General features: G+C 40.6%; 21 protein-coding genes. 5 read left to right on the forward strand and 16 right to left on the reverse strand.

Going from position 1 to position 14147, the window contains the following annotated elements:
- Positions 1–46: 46 nt before the first annotated feature.
- Together msrB and msrA are read right to left on the reverse strand one after the other, a co-directional pair.
- The gene (gene msrB, locus NSS76_RS09975) at positions 47–478 is read right to left on the reverse strand and encodes a peptide-methionine (R)-S-oxide reductase MsrB (protein ID WP_024422719.1); all 432 of its coding nucleotides are present in this window, start codon (positions 476–478) and stop codon (positions 47–49) included.
- Positions 478–1011 (reverse strand): peptide-methionine (S)-S-oxide reductase MsrA, encoded by a 534-nt coding sequence (msrA, locus tag NSS76_RS09980; protein ID WP_024422720.1) that lies wholly within the window; start codon positions 1009–1011, stop codon positions 478–480. The genes msrB and msrA overlap by 1 nt, the downstream gene beginning before the upstream one ends.
- Before the next feature lie 137 nt (positions 1012–1148).
- Here msrA and NSS76_RS09985 point away from each other — a divergent pair, with 137 nt between their 5' ends.
- The 3 genes from NSS76_RS09985 to NSS76_RS09995 all read left to right on the forward strand — a co-directional run bounded on the left by NSS76_RS09985 (position 1149) and on the right by NSS76_RS09995 (position 2681).
- A complete protein-coding gene (locus NSS76_RS09985) occupies positions 1149–1580 on the forward strand; it encodes a MarR family transcriptional regulator (protein WP_007500780.1) in 432 nt (143 codons plus the stop codon).
- 54 nt (positions 1581–1634) lie between these two features.
- Positions 1635–1895 carry a hypothetical protein gene (locus tag NSS76_RS09990; RefSeq protein WP_024422721.1) on the forward strand — a complete coding sequence of 87 codons (261 nt, stop codon included), beginning with the start codon at positions 1635–1637 and terminating at the stop codon, positions 1893–1895.
- A 69-nt stretch (positions 1896–1964) separates the two neighbouring features.
- A complete protein-coding gene (locus tag NSS76_RS09995; protein ID WP_235356883.1) occupies positions 1965–2681 on the forward strand; it encodes a DUF4397 domain-containing protein in 717 nt (238 codons plus the stop codon).
- Between the two features lie 32 nt (positions 2682–2713).
- Here NSS76_RS09995 and ypmT read toward each other — a convergent pair whose 3' ends face one another.
- From ypmT to ilvA, 7 genes are all read right to left on the reverse strand, one after another.
- Positions 2714–2911: a protein YpmT gene (gene ypmT / locus NSS76_RS10000; RefSeq protein ID WP_024422723.1), complete on the reverse strand. Its 198-nt coding sequence runs from the start codon at positions 2909–2911 to the stop codon at positions 2714–2716.
- A 24-nt stretch (positions 2912–2935) separates the two neighbouring features.
- Entirely contained in the window at positions 2936–3502 is a 567-nt protein-coding gene (locus NSS76_RS10005) for a YpmS family protein (protein ID WP_024422724.1), read from the reverse strand.
- Positions 3503–3512: 10 nt separating this feature from the next.
- Positions 3513–4274: an SGNH/GDSL hydrolase family protein gene (locus NSS76_RS10010; protein ID WP_024422725.1), complete on the reverse strand. Its 762-nt coding sequence runs from the start codon at positions 4272–4274 to the stop codon at positions 3513–3515.
- A 69-nt stretch (positions 4275–4343) separates the two neighbouring features.
- Complete coding sequence (locus tag NSS76_RS10015; RefSeq protein ID WP_044335178.1) at positions 4344–4934, reverse strand: SCO family protein; 591 nt, start codon at positions 4932–4934, stop codon at positions 4344–4346.
- Between the two features lie 23 nt (positions 4935–4957).
- The gene (locus tag NSS76_RS10020; protein ID WP_044335180.1) at positions 4958–5800 is read right to left on the reverse strand and encodes a DegV family protein; all 843 of its coding nucleotides are present in this window, start codon (positions 5798–5800) and stop codon (positions 4958–4960) included.
- A 187-nt stretch (positions 5801–5987) separates the two neighbouring features.
- Positions 5988–6239: a YpmP family protein gene (locus NSS76_RS10025; RefSeq protein ID WP_024422728.1), complete on the reverse strand. Its 252-nt coding sequence runs from the start codon at positions 6237–6239 to the stop codon at positions 5988–5990.
- Positions 6240–6275: 36 nt separating this feature from the next.
- The gene (gene ilvA, locus NSS76_RS10030) at positions 6276–7544 is read right to left on the reverse strand and encodes a threonine ammonia-lyase IlvA (protein WP_025093104.1); all 1269 of its coding nucleotides are present in this window, start codon (positions 7542–7544) and stop codon (positions 6276–6278) included.
- 180 nt (positions 7545–7724) lie between these two features.
- Here ilvA and NSS76_RS10035 point away from each other — a divergent pair, with 180 nt between their 5' ends.
- Positions 7725–8678 (forward strand): sigma 54-interacting transcriptional regulator, encoded by a 954-nt coding sequence (locus NSS76_RS10035; protein WP_044335183.1) that lies wholly within the window; start codon positions 7725–7727, stop codon positions 8676–8678.
- A 14-nt stretch (positions 8679–8692) separates the two neighbouring features.
- Positions 8693–9331: a PAQR family membrane homeostasis protein TrhA gene (trhA, locus tag NSS76_RS10040; protein ID WP_041109539.1), complete on the forward strand. Its 639-nt coding sequence runs from the start codon at positions 8693–8695 to the stop codon at positions 9329–9331.
- 37 nt (positions 9332–9368) lie between these two features.
- Here the strand turns inward: trhA and NSS76_RS10045 are convergent, their stop codons facing one another.
- The 7 genes from NSS76_RS10045 to NSS76_RS10075 all read right to left on the reverse strand — a co-directional run bounded on the left by NSS76_RS10045 (position 9369) and on the right by NSS76_RS10075 (position 14143).
- A complete protein-coding gene (locus NSS76_RS10045) occupies positions 9369–9992 on the reverse strand; it encodes a lysophospholipid acyltransferase family protein (RefSeq protein ID WP_044335184.1) in 624 nt (207 codons plus the stop codon).
- Positions 9993–10011: 19 nt separating this feature from the next.
- Positions 10012–10497 (reverse strand): dihydrofolate reductase, encoded by a 486-nt coding sequence (locus tag NSS76_RS10050; protein ID WP_341082081.1) that lies wholly within the window; start codon positions 10495–10497, stop codon positions 10012–10014.
- Positions 10494–11288 (reverse strand): thymidylate synthase, encoded by a 795-nt coding sequence (locus NSS76_RS10055; RefSeq protein WP_024422734.1) that lies wholly within the window; start codon positions 11286–11288, stop codon positions 10494–10496. Before NSS76_RS10055 ends, NSS76_RS10050 begins: the two co-directional genes overlap by 4 nt.
- A 103-nt stretch (positions 11289–11391) precedes the next feature.
- The gene (locus NSS76_RS10060; protein WP_024428140.1) at positions 11392–11919 is read right to left on the reverse strand and encodes a phosphatidylglycerophosphatase A family protein; all 528 of its coding nucleotides are present in this window, start codon (positions 11917–11919) and stop codon (positions 11392–11394) included.
- Between the two features lie 18 nt (positions 11920–11937).
- Positions 11938–12555, reverse strand: a complete 618-nt coding sequence (locus tag NSS76_RS10065; RefSeq protein WP_149126526.1) for a YpjP family protein — start codon at positions 12553–12555, stop codon at positions 11938–11940.
- A 298-nt stretch (positions 12556–12853) separates the two neighbouring features.
- Positions 12854–13642, reverse strand: coding sequence for a class I SAM-dependent methyltransferase (locus tag NSS76_RS10070; protein ID WP_149126525.1), 789 nt, complete (start codon positions 13640–13642; stop codon positions 12854–12856).
- Positions 13643–13708: 66 nt separating this feature from the next.
- Complete coding sequence (locus NSS76_RS10075) at positions 13709–14143, reverse strand: BrxA/BrxB family bacilliredoxin (protein ID WP_024422738.1); 435 nt, start codon at positions 14141–14143, stop codon at positions 13709–13711.
- Positions 14144–14147 lie beyond the last annotated feature (4 nt).

Genomic DNA, 14147 nt, shown 5'->3' on the forward strand with positions numbered 1-14147 from the left:
CGTCACACGGAAGCAGCTGCTTTCCATGTGACGATTTTTAAATGGATCAATCAAATAGATGTTTCAAATCCCCGTAGCCTTCTTTTTCAAGATCATCCTTTGGGATAAACTTTAAAGCAGCTGAGTTAATACAATACCGAAGACCGTTTGGCCCTGGTCCATCAGGAAAAACATGACCTAGATGAGAATCAGCTGTTTTACTGCGAACCTCTGTCCGCACCATTCCATGACTCGTATCAACCTTCTCTGCTACTTCTTCCTCTTCAAGCGGTTTTGTAAAACTTGGCCATCCGCAGTGGGCATCAAACTTATCTAAAGAAGAAAAAAGCGGCTTTCCTGAAATGATATCCACATAGATACCTTCTTCTTTATGATCCCAAAATTCATTTTGAAATGGCGGCTCTGTGCCATTATTTTGCGTGACTTCGTACTGCATGCGATTTAATTCTTTTATACGCTTTTCTTTTTCATTTGCCATTATTTATCACTCCAATGGGACTCAATAAAACCGGCTCTGCCCGAACCGACATGATATCGTTCGTAGTGCATTTTGTTTTTCTTATAATAATGCTGATGATATTCCTCTGCTGGATAAAAAGGACCTGCGTCTAAAATTTCTGTAACGATTGGCTTTTTGAAAATCCCGCTTTGGCTCAGCTGCTCTTTCGATGCTTCAGCTAGCTTTCGCTGCTCGTCATGATGAACATAAATACCTGTACGGTAAGATTCCCCTCTATCGCCAAATTGCCCGCCATCGTCTGTTGGGTCTATTTGCTGCCAATACAGCTCTAGCAGCTTCTCATACGGGAACACGTCAGGATCAAACGTAATTTGAACCGCTTCTCTATGTCCCGTTGTATTTGTACATACTTCCTCATAGGTCGGATTCACTGTATGTCCGCCAGTATACCCTGATTCAACTTTGATAATGCCCGGCTGTTCATCAAAAGGTTTAACCATACACCAGAAGCAGCCTCCTGCAAATGTGGCTAATTCTTGTTTTTCAGACATATTAGTGCCCCCTTCATTTAAAAAATGGTATCATCATATTATAACATGATAAAAAATAATGAAAATGATACGACTTGTATACCAAAATAAAAGAAAGCATTACGTCGTATCTTTAAAATATAATGGGGGTTTAATGATTGGAACAAAGAAAACAAATGATGTACGAAATGGACACTTTACTGAGAACCGTATTTAAGCAGATCCGTTATGAAATTAACAGCCTGCTCGAAAACGAATTATCTCGGAATGAATTTCTTATTTTAAATCTGCTGCGTGAGCAAGGTGCAAAAAAAGTAACGGAATTCGCTTCCATTCTTGGAGTGTCAGCAAGTCATATTACCGCAGTGACTGACACACTCGTAGAAAAAGGCTGGATCACCCGTATCCGCTCAAAAGAGGACCGCCGCATCATCAAAATCCACTTAACCGATAAGGGTAAGGAAATTACTGAGCATTTTGAGAAAAAGAAAACGGAATACTTTATGGAGCGATTTGAATCATTTGATGACGAAGAACTAAAAACCATGATCAAATTATTTAAAAAGCTGGATAAAAGTCAAAAGGATTAAGCATAGATTTTAGCGCTCAGGACATGCTACGGATAAAAAGAGGTGGAATGAACCATGACAAGCCCTTACCTTTGTCCAAACTGTAAAACAAACAGAACGCGCTTTAATCTCATTGAGCAGCTTTCAGAACCTGTCAAGCTAGATCCAGCAACAGGAGCAGTTGTCGAAAGATACGAAGGAGAACAGCTGTCTCCTTTTCACTTGAGCTATCAAGGTCCTCAAATGAAAGTCCAGTGCGGTGTTTGTGGTTTAATTGAGGATGAAAAAACGTTCATTAAACTAGCTGAATATCATCAATATTCTTCTCCTTCTTAACATGCCGGCCTGACGGAATACGTCAGGCTTTTTTCTATGCTTCTTTTGCCTATACAGATCGTCTTTTTCATGCATACGCTACAAAAAACACCATTGCATGAGAAAGAAGGGATTGATGACATGCAGCAGCTCTTTTATCATGACTTTCCATATCGGCCATTCGCTGACACCTACGAGCATCTTCAAAGCAGCCCTTCATCAAAAGCCTTTATTCGATTATTTCACGCTGCACCAGATCTCAGTGAGCTTGCTGTTTATGTGAACCGGAAGCAGGTAATGAAACCAATGCCTTACAGCCATTTGACCGCTTATATGGAGTGGGATGAGGGAATGTATGAAATAGAAGTGTTCAAACTGGCTACAAATGAGAGAATTCTTCATTCCCGCATTCGATTTAAGAGCGGCGAGGTCTACACATTATGTATCACAGGTGCCCGTGCAGGCTTTGCACTGCTGACTGAGCAGCAGACTCCTTTGATCAAACAAGAAGACCTGTCAGCACTTACATTTGTGCAGCTGTCTCCGGACCTTCCTTCTATAGATATATATGAACGAGACCAAGGGATCATATCGAAGGAGCTTGATTATGTAAACAGCACCCACATTCAACATTTCTCTCCAAATAAATATCATTTTGAATTGAAAGCCGCCGGCACTCAAAGTGTACTGCTTGATATCCCAAAAGTTCATCTGCAAACAAAGCGTGCATACCTGATTCTGCTTCATGGTTTTGCTAACGGAGAACCTGAACTTATGGCAAAGGTGGTCTTGTCTCGGCAACTATAAAAAAGAGCCTTTCCTAAAATGGAAAAGGCTCCTTACGAGACATCTTCAGCTTTTTCTTGCTTTTGAAAATCAAAAGCAAGAATCATCGTGCCAAGAAATAATGCACAGTAGGCAATATTTAAGTAAAACTGATCGATATTTTCTGCTTTTAAAGCATTGGCAGCTGTTATGCCGAAGTACGCAGCAAATAAAAACGACAGTAAACTAAAATATTGATAGACTCGCTTCATGATAACACTCCTGACTCACACGTTCTATTGCTTTGGATGATAATATGAAAATTCAATTTCATCGTTCTGTAGATCAATTTTGTTTGCTTTCACATACATATCATTCGTCAGCGGCATTTCTGAAAGACGCACTTCAACCGTTTTTTGATCCGGTTTTACATGAACGAACTCTGGCAGCTCATAGAACTGACCCATGTAGCTTAAAACAAAACTAATCGGAATGCTCAATTGTCCAATTGAAAAGTCATCCACTTTCAAAAGCACATCACCATTATCTTCAACAGTTGGCGTAAATGAGACGTTTGCATCAATCGTTGAAGAGAAAGCTTTAATTGCGCCTGTTACTTTCACATCTTGATCGATTGCTACATGAAAGTCTGGCATATCATTTGATCCTTGATTTTTCAAATAATCATTCACAAAGCTGGTGAGTGATTCCTTTGAGCTGGATATATTAAAAGCATATTCGCTTTTCACTTCTTTGGTTGAAGCGGATTGACCGCCTGGCAGCAGCATCAAAATACCGCAGCCAATCACAATCAATAGATTGATTGCAAGTAAAATAAAAAATAAGCTTTTCCATTTTTTCATCTGTTTCACCCTATTCCTTCGGCAGTCCTTCTTTTTTCACTTCGGAGAATAAACGATTTGCCATAAGAGAGTACCCCTTTTGGTTTGGGTGGAAATCATCTTCTGCCAGTAATTTTTCATCAGAACCTTCTTCAAATAAATCTGCTACATTGACCATATCCGCATTGCCGTCTTTTTTGAGTTCCTTTTTGGCAGCGGCATTCCAGTCTTGAACGACTTCATCAATATCTCGCAGCTCAGACAAACTGAATTTAAAAGGATTGTACATGCTGACATACATGATTTTCGCATGGTCATTCTGTTCTCTCAGTTGAGCAAGAATGGTTTTAAAGCGCTCTTCAAAAGGACCCTGCTCTTTTTGAAAAGGAGCAAACGTCAAATTAAGCACATTTTGACGGACAACATGCATGAGATCATTCCCGCCGATCGTAAAGAAAATATAGTCAGCGTCTTTCAGTCCGTCCTGCACCTTTTTTTCTTTTAATCTTTTTAATAAATCTACTGTTCTACTGCCTTTAATGGCATAGTTTTTTAATGTGACAGACTGCACGCCGTCCACTGCTTCTATCTTGTCACGGGTCATACCTGCATAGCCTTTTTTATCTTGATCTCCGATTCCTTCTGTTAAGGAATCTCCAACCGCTGCGATGGTAATATGTTCTTTTACTTTTGGTGTGTCTTCTAGTTTATCCTTTATGCCAGCCTCTTGCGCGGAACATGCAGAAAGAACAAAAGCTAGAGACATCACAATCAAAATCAAACGAGCCTTCAAACGATGATGTCCCTCCTTTTTCTGATTAAAAAAGTGTATCATGTTTTCGCCCATTTGAACATCCTTATGCTAGCTTCGGTTCAGCGTTTTGATGTCCTTGATGATGTCATCATAAGGTGTGTTTTGCACCCCATCATAGTTTTTCATCACTTTCCCATCTTGATTGACAAGGAAAAACAGGGACTGATGAATCACTTGGTCTTCATCTTCAGGTTTTTTTACAATGGTTTTAAAACTTTTCATTGCGAATTTTTCAATTTCTGACTGTGAATACCCAGTGAGAAAATCCCAATTTTTAAAGGACAATGGATAGGCTTTTGCAAATTCCTTTAGCTTTTTCGGTGAATCGACCTCTGGGTCCACGCTAAAGGAAATGATATGCGCTTCCAATTTTTCTTCTTTTAACCGTTTTTGCAGCTCTGTCATATGAGCAGTCATCGGCGGACAAATCGTTTCACAGCTTGTGAAAATAAAATCAGCGACCCATACTTTCCCCTTCAAATCATCCAATGACACCTTTTGGCCATCTTGGTTTTCAAACTCAAACGGCTCTATTTGATAATTTAAAGCATCCTTGATTTGTCCATTTGAACATGAGACTAAAAGAAGCACGCTTACCATCATAAGCGCACCAAGTAAGGCTCCCCTTTTTCTATACATGATATGTCCATCCCCTTTTTCTATCAATCGGTATAAAAAGTAAAGCCTATTGCGCCCTTTCCAGTATGACACGAAATAATCGGTGTTGTGTAGGCGATGTCAATCAGTGCTTCAGGTGTGTGATCAAGCAGCGCTTTTTTTAGCTTTTCAGCGAGTTCTAATGCATCTGCATGTGCGATCCCAATGGCTTGAACTGTTTTTCCCTTCACCGCCTGTACATACTGTTTTGTCAGATGGCGGACAAGCGCAGAGTAGCTTCTCACATTCGCTTCTGGCGTATATACCCCGTCTGTTAAGCTGGCAATAGGTTTGATGTGAAGAAGTGAGCCGATGAGCGCCTTTCCTCTTCCAATTCTGCCGCCTTTGACGAGATTTTCTAATGTATCGATCGTGACATATAGCTTTGTTTGATGACGGATTTTATCTAATTCTGTGATAATATCTTCACGGCTTGCACCCTTTTTGGCTAGTTCTGCTGCTTTGATGACTTGAAATCCTAATCCATAGGAAATAAAATTCGAATCAATTACCGTGATATTTCCATCTACCATTTTCGAAGCGCTTTCAGCAGTTTGAACAGTACCACTCATTCCACCAGTTAAATGGATACTGATCACTTCACTTCCATCTACCGTCAGCTTTTCATATAATTCGACGAATTGACCGATCGCAGGTTGAGACGTTTTCGGCAGTTCCTCAGCGGCCTCCATTTTTTCAATAAATTCATCTGGCTGTATATTCACTCGGTCAATATAATCAACTCCAGAAATGGAGATATTGAGCGGAATCACGTGAATGGAAAGATCATTGATTTTTTCTTGCGGAAGGTCCACAGTTGAATCTGTTACAATTTTAATTTGTTTCACTATCGTCTCATCCTTGCTGTCTTAGTCTTTACTTATGATATTACCTTATTTCCTGCACACTTGAAAACAACTGACCTAACGTTTTTGAAATTGTCACATTTTCTTCTTGTCATGAAAAAAATCCTTGCCAAACTGAGCAGCTGCCATTTCAAAATGGCTACCTCCCCCTTTTGACAAAGATTTCTGCTTACGCATTGTGTTTCAGTGTAGGCTCCTGATAGATCTGTTCATATGTGCTCCACTTGACGTTACGTTTCACATCCTCTCTGAAAGAGTACACAGCTCTCTTTCCTTTAGATACATAGACTTTTTTCAAGAAAGCTTCAAGTCTAAAGGTGAGCATGAAACGATACGTCTCATCTCCCTTTAGAACAGGGACTTCTGTTACCTTGATCTGAGCTCCATCCATCCGTCTAAAACATATTGTTTTGAGCAGCACAAACGATCAATCCTCTTTTCCAATTATCTGTTAAGCCTAAATAAATAGGTGGAATAAATCTTGATCTTTATTCACTTCAACATAGTGGAAGCCTTTTTTATCCATCCGCTCAATCAGCGCTGCATAGTCATCTCTTTCTTTCAATTCGATGCCGACTAGCGCAGGACCTTTGCTTCGGTTATTCTTTTTCGTATATTCAAAGCGTGAGATATCATCATTTGGCCCTAACACTTCATCTAAAAATTCACGAAGCGCTCCTGCTCTTTGCGGAAAATTGACAATAAAGTAATGTTGAAGCCCTTCATAGATCATCGAGCGTTCTTTGATTTCCTGCATTCTGCCGATGTCATTATTTCCTCCACTGACAATACAGACAACATTTTTCCCTTTGATCTCCTCGCGATGAGCATCTAATGCTGCGATCGGCAATGCGCCAGCCGGTTCTGCTACAATCGCACATTGATTATACAGCTCTAAAATCGTTGTACATACTTTCCCTTCTGGTACAAGACTGATTTTATCGACAACAGACTGAAGCGATGTAAACGTCTTTTCGCCAATCCGCTGAACCGCTGCTCCGTCTACAAACTTATCAATCGAATCAAGTGTCACAACCTCGCCCTTCTCATGCGAGGCATGCAGTGAAGCTGCGCCAAGCGGTTCGACTGCAATGATTTCGGTTTCTGGTGAGATATTTTTGATATATGTACCAACACCAGATAACAGACCTCCACCTCCGACACTTGCAAATAAAAAGTGAGGCTCCACCTCGATATCATTTAAGATTTCGACAGCAGTCGTTCCTTGTCCTGCCATCACATCCAGATCATCAAACGGATGGATAAATTCGCGCTTCTCTTCATCTCCGCATTTTACGGCTTCATGATACGAATCATCAAACGTATCTCCGGTTAAGATAATTTCAACATATTCTTTTCCGAACAGCTCCACTTGTGATACTTTTTGCCTTGGCGTCGTAGCAGGCATAAAGATTTTCCCGTGGATGCCTAAATATTTACAAGAATAGGCAACACCCTGCGCGTGATTTCCAGCACTTGCACAGACAATGCCATTTTCTAGTTTATCTTTTGGAAGCTGGCTCATTTTATTAAAAGCGCCTCTTAATTTAAAGGAACGAACTACTTGAAGATCCTCTCTTTTTAAGTAGACATTGCATTCATATCGTTCAGAAAGTCGCTCATTTTTTTGAAGTGGTGTATGAATGACTACATCCTTCAAATTTTGATGGGCTTTTAAGATGTCTTTCACTTGAATTAGCGTATTTTCTTTGAGCAACGGTTTCATGTACAAGATCCTTTCTCTTTAACCTTATTTAATTTGTCATTATAACATGAATATTCAAAAAATAAACCAATAGATCACGATCCATCATAAATTTTATAAACTTTTTCGTTTTCCTGTACATTTGTTTTAATTGGGTGTTACAATTGAACCAATTAGAACCACAAAGAAAGGAATCACCCAATGGCCACTCAATCATTCGCATCTATCTATGGAGATCATCAAGATATCAAACATGCAATTCATCTGGCAAAACAATTTTCTAAAAACGAACAGCCGGTCTTGATAACAGGAGACATCGGCACAGGCAAAACGCTATTCGCCCAAGAAATGGCGAACGCATCACTGACACACATGTATTGCCCCATCTTGAATGAAGAAACCTTACAGAAAGCCTTCACAGAAAAAAACAATCAAATTCTTTATTTAGATGAGATCGGTGCATTAAGTATTTCTATGCAGCACCAGGTCATTCACTTTCTAGAAACGTCACCTGCAACAAAAGTAATCGCTTCTTCGTCTTTATCAATAGAGGCACTCAGGGTTTCTTCTACCTTTTTACCCGAGTTGTTTTATCGTCTGAATGTTCTTCATTTGGCCCTTCCGGCTTTAGCCGAACGAAAAACAGACATTCCTGTGTTAACAAATGCTTTCTTTCAAGAGCTGAACATGGCACCTGATATTGATCCAAGTGTTTGGGAAGCCTTGCAGCAGTATCCATTTGAAGGAAATGTGCAAGAGCTCAAAAATATCGTTCATTACGCTGCGACCATACTCGAGGGCCACACGGTATTTTTACATCATTTACCGCCCTTTGTGTTAGCACCTCTTCCCTCAGCCGTGAAAGGTAAAAAGGAAGAACACCAGCTCACACTAATGGAAAAACAAGAGTTTGTTTTCTTGCTGGAAGCCATTAAATCTCTCAATGAAAAAGGAGAAGCAGCCAGCAGGCGTATCTTGTCTGAATTAAGCAAACAAGGAGACATCCCGCTGACCCCTCAGCAGGTGCGAAACCGCTTAGATGATCTTGAGAAAAAAGCATACGTGACGAAAGGAAAAGGCAGGGCCGGAACGAAGATTACACTTGAAGGTCTTTCATTCCTGAAGTCGCTTGATGGTTATATACCGGTTCAATAAAAGGAGGACATCCATTGTTTACTGTAAAAGAAGAAATTGCAAACGCCATTACACATGGCATTGGTGTTATTTTATCCATTCCAGCTATTGTGTTTCTCGTCTTATTCGCTGTTCAATACGGCACCGTCACAGACATTATCAGCTTTTCGATATTTGGTGCATCCATGCTGCTGCTCTATTTAAGCTCAACCCTGCTTCATAGCATTCGGCACAAAAAAACAAAAGATATTTTTGAAATTCTCGACCACTCGGCTATTTATGTATTGATTGCTGGTACATATACACCCTTTTTACTTGGACCACTAAAAGGTGCACTGGGTTATACACTCCTTGCGATTGTATGGGCGCTTGCTGCTGGTGGGATTGTCTTTAAAATCTTTTTCGTCAAACGCTTTATTATCGTATCTACCCTTGTCTATTTATTAATGGGCTGGATGATCATCATTGCCATCAAACCGCTTTATATCCAATTAACAGGTGCAGGATTTGGCCTCTTACTGTTAGGCGGCATTTTATATTCAGTCGGAACCATCTTTTATATTTGGCGGAAAATCCCCTATCATCATGCGATTTGGCACAGCTTTGTTCTCGGCGGCAGCGCCTCGATGTTCTTCTGTATTTTATTCTATTGTGTGAACGTTCCTGCTGCATGAAAAAAACCAGCATCCACTATTCGGATGCTGGTTTTTTCTATGCACGCTTTTGTGCGTAATCACTGATCATGACAGGAGCTTTAATATGAATATCAACATTAACAGGACGCAGTCTTTTCACGATCTTCCCAGTTAAAAGACGATCCGTTCCGCTCGTTTCAACCGGTACAAGCGGACAATCGTATTCTTCAGCAAGCGCCTCTGCAATGTGACGATATGCTTCTGAAAGCAAGATACTCTGCCCAGACATGACTCTTTCCTTTGCTTCTTCTAATAAGACCTCATCCGTTTGATTCTGATGAATGACCGCCATTTTTTTGAGCCATTGTTTTAAAATCGGATACCGAAAGAGCTTCGGCTTTGCCATAAAAGCAAATGGCTTCTCAAGGTGGCCGATCAATAATGTCGTCGTGACTGGATTCAGCTCTTTTGTGACATAAATAACCGGGCCATCAGGCAGCTTCTTTTGCTGATGAATGGTCATGACTGATCCTGATTGATCAATACATCCCCGGGCAAACCTTTTTGCATGCTCATGAATGAGATGCATTCGTTTCGTATAGGAAATGCGTGGATCCGTTAATTCATGATCGTACAAATGCCTCATACTTTTTAAAAAGGATACAACAACATAAATCGTTAAAAACCAATAACGAAACAACCGTACTCCTCCTACTCACTTATCCTTTTTTGTCATAGACGACAAATTCATAATTGTAGGGGTTCTTTTCGTCACGATGGCCTTTTTCGCGTGATACAATCGTCCATTCACCTTCATTGTAATACGGGAAATAGCGGTCTCCTTCAAACGCATGGTGAATGTGCGTGATATAGAGACGATCCGCATATGGCATCATTTCTTCATACAGTTTAGACCCGCCAATGATAAAGAGCTCTGCCTCACTTTCCGCAATTGCCAAAATGTCAGCAATTGAATGAACAACCTCGCATCCTTCTGCTTTAAAAGAAGAACTTGTGGTCAGCAAAATGTTTCGGCGGTTAGGCAGCGCTCGTCCAATCGATTCAAAGGTTTTTCTGCCCATGACAATCGTATGACCGCCTGTGACTTTTTTAAAATACGCTAAATCTGCTGGTAAATGCCAAGGCATTTGATTATCTTGACCAATGACTCTGTCTTCTCCTGTCGCCACAATCATGGAAATCATACACTGACTTCTCCTTTAATATGCGGATGCGGATCATAGTTCTCAAGCACAAAATCATCAAACGTAAAATCAAAAATGCTTTTTACATCTCTCGTAATACGAAGCGTAGGAAGCGTACGTTCCTCGCGCTCTAGCTGCATTTTCACCTGTGGAAGATGATTTTGGTAAATATGAGCATCTCCGAGTGTATGAATAAACTCTCCTGGCTCAAGATTTGTGACTTTGGCAATCATCATCGTTAGAAGAGCATATGAAGCGATATTAAATGGCACGCCTAAAAAGATATCTGCCGATCTTTGATATAGCTGGCAGGAAAGCTTCCCGTTTGATACGTAAAATTGAAACAGACAATGACAAGGAGGCAGCGCCATTTGATCAATTTCCCCCGGATTCCAAGCACTGACGATCAGTCGTCTTGAATTCGGGTTGTGCTCAATATCATGAATCAGCTTTGCGATCTGATCCACTGTCTCGCCGTCTCCGCTCGCCCATGATCTCCACTGTGCACCGTATACACGGCCCAGCTCTCCATTTTCATCTGCCCATTCGTTCCAAATCCGGACACCATTTTCTTGAAGATATTTGACATTTGTATCACCTTTTAAAAACCAAAGCAACTCATGAATGATTGATTTCAGGTGTAATTTCTTTGTGGTTAAAAGAGGAAACCCTTCCTGTAAATCAAATCTCATCTGGTAACCGAACGTGCTGATTGTACCTGTACCCGTTCTGTCACCTTTTTCATCCCCGTGCTGTAATACATGACGGCATAACTCTTTGTATTGTTTCATTTTTTTCATCCTTTATTTATGTTCTTGTTGTAGTTTACCTTATTTCAGCTTTTCTTGAAACCAAAAAAACATGCCTGCATGATGAGCAGACATGTTTTTCTTTTTATGCTTGATTCACTCGTTCCTGCTCTTCATCCTTAATATCTTGGTGTGAGTGAGCAATCCGGCTTGCAGCTGCTGCGGCAAGTGCAGCGACTAGGTCATCAAGGAAAGTATGCACTTCACCTGGACGGCCTTCATCTAATTCACGAATAATACCAAATTTCTCTTTATCTAAATAACCGAAGTTGGTCAAACCGATTGATCCATATACATTGACAATGGAAAGCGGAATAATCTCATCAATTCCATATAGCGGCTCATCTGTTTCAACTAAGTGCTGTAAAGGTTCTGGCAAAAGCTTTTTTTCTGCCAGCTGATCAAGGGCAAGTCCTGTTAAAACTGCATGGACAATTTCTCTTTTATTCAGCACTTTTTCAACATTTTCAATACAGACACTAAGTGGAAGGTTTGGATGATATTTTTCTTGGAGCTTCAGCACAATGTGTGCGATATCTTCAATTTTCACTCCGCGATCGTTTAACATTTGTTTTGTAATCTGCACCATTTCGTTCATTGTATATTTTTTCAATTGGCATGACATCTCCTTCTAGTGGCTCATCCAGCTCGGCGGGGTGTTTTTATCCCAGTAAATATTACCGAGTTCATGATGCGTCTGGAATCCATCTTCTGCTGTATGGTAATGAAAGTTAAACCAATATCCGCTGTGAGGCGGCTGATCTCTTCTGACATGAAAACGGAGCAAATCTTCTCCGGTCTTGCGGTTGTAAATGTGGAAGATTTTTTCGCCATTTCCGCTTGAAGGCTGATCAGTTATCACAACATCTTGAAATTTTTCGTCATCTTTGAAATTTGTTAAATAGTCGGTTAACACTTGTTCAATCTTCGGCTGAATTTCTTCTCTGTACTCGTCCTCAATGACAGGTGTGATTTTACGGCCAAATTTGAGAAAGGATTGATTTTCTGCACTTGACAGCACCTCTTGCTTATATTGCTCAAAGGGGTCTACCTGCTCTTTGCTTTCCTCTTGCGTTCGTTCCCAGCTGCGCAATTCATCTGATGTATCATAAACAGCTGTATAAGGCGTTTTATCAGATGAAGAAAGTTCAGAGGGCTTGTCTGTCATCAAAGCCGACGGAGGAGAGACTAAACCAAAAGTTGCAATCGTAAAGAGCACAACAAGCGTTTTTCTCATCCACATCTTCATGATATCTAATTCCTTCCATAAGTTATCATACTGCTATTCTAGCATATAATGAATTTTCAGTCATTCAATTTGGTCACCGATTTGAGACTTTCTTTTTTATAATAAAACGTTTACAATGACAGTAAAGGCGACTAAAATTTGGGAGGAATGGGTATGCTTGAAGGGTTTTTTATTACGGCTTCCTTGCTGACATTATTTTATTTTGTCTATATGGAGATTACAGATTAAAAGCCCTGAATAAGGGCTTTTTTAGATGCTTGACAAGGAATTAAAAAGAATTGTCTGCACAGCTGAACCTTTAGCGAGGGCTTTTTTCTTTCTCAATATATCCATAATGAAATTGGGCTGTTTTTCGTTTTAAAACGTGAAATTGATAGGAGTCTGCTAGAAATCGGGTGCTTTTCCAATGATCTTTTAAAACCACTCTTTTTCTCGCTACTCTCAGCGCTTCTTGGACGGCTGTTTCGTGATCAAAGTGGTACTCTGCCGCATGACGGAGCGGAGCGATACTTGCAGATTCTTGAATCGCCTCCTCAAACATCGGGTCAAAATAGACGACATCAATTGATTCATCAGAGAGCTTTTTTAGCTGCTCGATACTGTCTCCACTTACAACAGATATCCGTTTCATTGCTTCATCTGCCTCTCTTACCCCTGTCTCCCATGTGTTTAATCCTTCTCGGACTAACAATGCTGTCATGGGATTCTTTTCGATACCAATGACCCTTCCATTCGGACCTACTCGCAAGCTGGCTGTAATGGCATCTGATCCTAGACCAAGCGTACAATCTAAAAAGGAATCGCCTGGCCGAAGCTGCGTGGCTTCGATTAAAGGATCCTTTTCTCCGCGCATGAGCCGCTTCATCCTGAACATTGCTGAGCTTGGATGGAAGAAGAACTTTTCACCATTTGGCTGATACCATTCGAATCTTTCTTTCCCCACAACAAGGACGTCTCCTCGTTTCATCGCAAGCTGCTTGACGGATTGTTTGCGCCTTTCAACATACTCACCATGTAAATCCTCTGCAAGGGCTTTTGCTGTTTCAATTGTTTGTTCATTTGCTCTAAAGCTTGTTGTGATAAGCATGCGGTTCCTCCATCATGATCAAGAAAAAATGCCCTGATTTGATCACAGGACATTTCAACATGTGTATTAGCAATGTTTTTCGAATGCAGATAAGACGTTGTTCATGATGTCTTCCATTTCATGACCTTCAATTTCGTCACGCGGAATAAAATGAACGAGTTCATTTCCTTTTAAAAGTGCCATAGATGGAGACGATGGCTCTTCCCCTGTGAAGTATTCTCTCATTTTTGCCGTTGCTTCCCTGTCCTGACCAGCAAAAACTGTGACAATTCGATCTGGTGTTTTTTCTGCCTTCATCACAGCTTGTGTAGCAGCTGGGCGTGCTAAGCCGGCAGCGCACCCGCATACAGAATTGACAACGACAAATGTCGTTCCTTCTGCTTCTTGCATCGTTTGTTCTACTTCTTCTTCCGTTGTTAGTTCTTGAAATCCTGCACTTGTCAGCTCTTGACGCATCGGTACAACGAGCTGGCGCATATATTCTTCATATGCCATTGACATAAAA

It is taken from the genome of Bacillus sp. FSL R5-0654, from assembly GCF_038008745.1.
In the GTDB taxonomy this organism is placed as follows: Bacteria; Bacillota; Bacilli; order Bacillales; family Bacillaceae; genus Bacillus; species Bacillus safensis.